Here is a 3,187-nt window from a genome sequence, read left to right on the forward strand (position 1 = left end):
AGAGGGGTGTCCAGGGGCGAGTCGAGCGGCTCGAACTCCGCCTCGGCCAGTACGTCCAGCGAGGGCGGCGGGACCTCGGTCTCGAACACCGTGGACGGCGCGGTGTCGTCCGCACGCGCGTCCCCGGACCCCTCCCCGGACCCCTCCTCGGGCTCCTCCCCGGGCTCCTCTCCGGGCTCCTCTCCGCGCACGCTCTCGGGCTCCGCGACGGCCTCGTCCGCCGGTTCCGCGCCCAGCCGGTCCGCGAACCGTTCCAGGATGCGCTCCGCAGCGGCCAGCGCGGACGCGTCGTCGAGCTCGGCGATCCGGCCCTCGCCGCGGGCCGTCCCCGCGAAGTGCAGCGTCGTACCGCCGTCCGACTCCGCCAGCCGTACCGTCAGCGACAGCTTCACCGAACCCGGTCCGCGCGCCTCGGTGCCCTCGCCCTCGACGGCGAAGCCGCCGTCCTGTGCGGTGATGCGCAGGGCACCGCGGTAGGTGATCGTGTGGCCGCCGACACGGACCTTCAGCCGCCCCGACAGAGGGCCGCTCTCGCCGTCGGCATCCTGTTGGAGGCCTGGGACGCAGCGTGCGACGCGGGCGGGGTCCGCCAGGACCCTTCGGAGGGACTCTGCCGGAACCGGAACGAACACCTCATGCTCCATGGGAGTCGAGCCTACTCAGACAGACCACACCCGTCAGCGTTTTAGCCGCCGTAGCGCGGGTGCACCAGCGTCGACGCGGGCAAGCGGAGTGGTTTCGTCACCACCGGCGACCAGGCCGCGGCCCGCTCGGGCCCCAGGCTCGGCTGCGTACGCGAGGCGAGGACGAAGCCCCAGTCGCCCGGCGCACCCCGCGCTCCCGAGGCCGCCCGGTCCGGGCCCGCCGAGAAGCCGGAGAGGCGGCCCGTCGCGCAGTACGGAAGGGGGTGCAGCCCCGCCGAACGCAGCGTGGCGACCACCGTCCAGAAGGTGTGGGGGCGGGCGCCGACCGCGCCCGCGTGGACGGCGATGCGGCCGTCGGGCGCCAGGACCCGCCCGGCGAGGCCGTAGAACTCCTCCGAGTAGAGCTTGGTGCTCGGGGTGATCCCGGGGTCGGGCAGATCGGAGATCACCACGTCATAGGTCCCGCGCAGGGGGTCGGGTGAGCGCAGCCAGGTGAAGGCGTCCGCGGTGACGACGTGCAGTCGGGGGTCCTGGTAGGCGTGCGCGTTCAGTGCGGCGAGCGCCGGGTCGGTACGGGCCAGCTTCTCGACCCCGGGGTCGAGCTCCACCAGCGTCAGCGACACCACGTCCGCGTACCGCAGGACCTCCCGCGCGGCCAGCCCGTCCCCGCCGCCCAGGATCAGCACCCGCGCATGGGGCCCGCGCATCGCCGGGCGGACCAGCGCCTGGTGGTAGCGGTGTTCGTCGAGGCCGTTCACCCGCAGCCGGCCGTCGAGGAAGAGATCGAGCGGGCCTCGTACGGGACCCGTGAGCACCACTTCCTGGACGCCGGTCTGCACCGCGACCCGCACATCCGCGCCGTACACCGCGCGCCGCGCCGCGTCCTCGAAGTCGCCGACCTGGGCCGTCGCCGTCGCGAGCACGGCCAGCACCGCCACATTGGCGGTGATGAGCCACCACCGGGAGCGGACCGTCAGGTCCCGCCGGAAGAGCCAGAGCACCAGCGCCCCGCCCGCCACCGCGTTGACCGTGCCGGTCAGCAGCGCACCGGTCAGCTGGCCCAGCATGGGCAGCAGCAGGAAGGGGAAGGCGAGGCCGCCGACGAGCGCGCCCACATAGTCGGCCGCGAAGAGGTCGGCGACCGCGCCGCCAGCATCCTGCCTCGACACCCGCTGGATCAGGGTCATCAGCAGCGGGATCTCCGCGCCGATCAGCACCCCGATGGCGAGCGAGAAGCCGACCAGCGCATAGCGGGCGCCGCCCAGCCAGGCGAAGGATGCGTACAGCACCAGGGCCGAACAGCCGCCTACCAGCGCGAGCGCCGCCTCGACCAGACCGAAGCCGACCGCCGCCCGGCAGCGCAGCCGCTTCGCGAGCAGTGAGCCGATGCCCATCGCGAAGACCATGACGGACAGGACCACCGAGGCCTGGGTGACCGAATCGCCGATCAAGTACGAGGCGAGGGCGACCAGTTCCAGTTCGTACACCAGTCCGCAGGCAGCACAGATGAAGACCGTGGCAAGGACGAGTACCCGGCCGGTCGCCGGTGTGACGGACAGCCGCGCACCCTGGGTCTCGGGGGACGCGGGCCGGTCGATCATGACGGGAACGCTACGTTACGAAACTCTCACGACGTGTCACCCACAAGGGTGCAATGCGGGTGCGGCAGGTGTCCGCGCGCCGATCCTGGTGCGGGTCACCACCAGCTGCCCTTCCTGCGGATACGCATGCCAGGTACGCCAGGTCACCTGGCCGTCCCTGCGCTGCGCCAGCATGGCGGTGAAGGCGTGGGGCGAGCCGGGAAAGGTGCCCGCAAGCCCGTTCGGATGGTCGGCCACCAGCGCGAGCAGCTCCTGCGCGCGCCCCCCGAACGCGCCGGGCGAGAGGGTCTCGACGCAGGCGGCGAACTCGTACTCCCAGCCGCCGACGCTCTTGGCGACGCCGAGCGGTAAAGGGGTGCTGCTCCCGGGGATGCAGGCGACCGTCTCGGAACAGATTCCGTTGTCCTCCTCAAGAATTACCTGGTGGGAGGCGCCGAGGAGCCTCATCTGGAGCTTGGCGCCGGTCAGTTCGAGATCGAGGGTGGCCAGGGCGGGCAGCGGTTCCCGGCCCAGGGCCCAGGCCAGATCGGCGGCGCGCGTGTCGGTGTAGGCGGTCGTCAGGGTCGTGAGCATGAGGGCTCCGCAAAACACACGTGTAGCGGGGTGGACCGTGGTCTCCCCGGGAGGGTGTCTGGGGTGGTGGGGACGCGTTCTCGGAGCCGTACCGCAGACCTGTGCGAATGCGCAGGTCCGATGCTTCAGGTCCGAGGGCTACTTCTTCATTCAACTGCGAGGGAATCATGAAGTGCGTGGCGCTCACAGCGTTTTTACCCAACTTGACGGGGTTTCCATCCCCCCGGGGGCTTCACGGTTCATACGTTCAACAGCGGGGTCAACACGAACGCGCCCGGCGGGTGTTCACCCACCGGGCGCGTCGTCCGGGATGCCCGGTGGAATCAGCTGCCCCGTGTCAGCTGGAACCACCGCATCCCCCGCCCCCGC

The 3,187-nt window shown here is 71.5% G+C and carries 3 protein-coding genes; all 3 read right to left on the bottom strand.

Translation table 11 applies throughout. The features are described from left to right. The coding region (locus J0695_RS32940) for an SRPBCC family protein (RefSeq protein WP_206968388.1) at nucleotides 1-644 on the bottom strand (644 nt) is incomplete at its 3' end. A gap of 41 nt (nucleotides 645-685) precedes the next feature. Further along, nucleotides 686-2,245 (bottom strand): polyamine aminopropyltransferase, encoded by a 1,560-nt coding sequence (locus tag J0695_RS32945; protein ID WP_206968390.1) that lies wholly within the window; start codon nucleotides 2,243-2,245, stop codon nucleotides 686-688. Nucleotides 2,246-2,281: 36 nt separating this feature from the next. Beyond that, nucleotides 2,282-2,818 carry a DUF2617 family protein gene (locus J0695_RS32950; RefSeq protein ID WP_206968392.1) on the bottom strand — a complete coding sequence of 179 codons (537 nt, stop codon included), beginning with the start codon at nucleotides 2,816-2,818 and terminating at the stop codon, nucleotides 2,282-2,284. Between the last annotated feature and the right edge of the window lie 369 nt (nucleotides 2,819-3,187).

This window comes from Streptomyces beijiangensis, from assembly GCF_017315755.1.
Lineage (GTDB): Bacteria > Actinomycetota > Actinomycetes > Streptomycetales > Streptomycetaceae > Streptomyces > Streptomyces beijiangensis.

Bases quoted from the DNA above. Each gene is read 5' to 3' on its own strand.
- J0695_RS32945 (WP_206968390.1), bottom strand. From the start codon at position 2,245: ATGATCGACCGGCCCGCGTCCCCCGAGACCCAGGGTGCGCGGCTGTCC.
- J0695_RS32950 (WP_206968392.1), bottom strand. From the start codon at position 2,818: ATGCTCACGACCCTGACGACCGCCTACACCGACACGCGCGCCGCCGAT.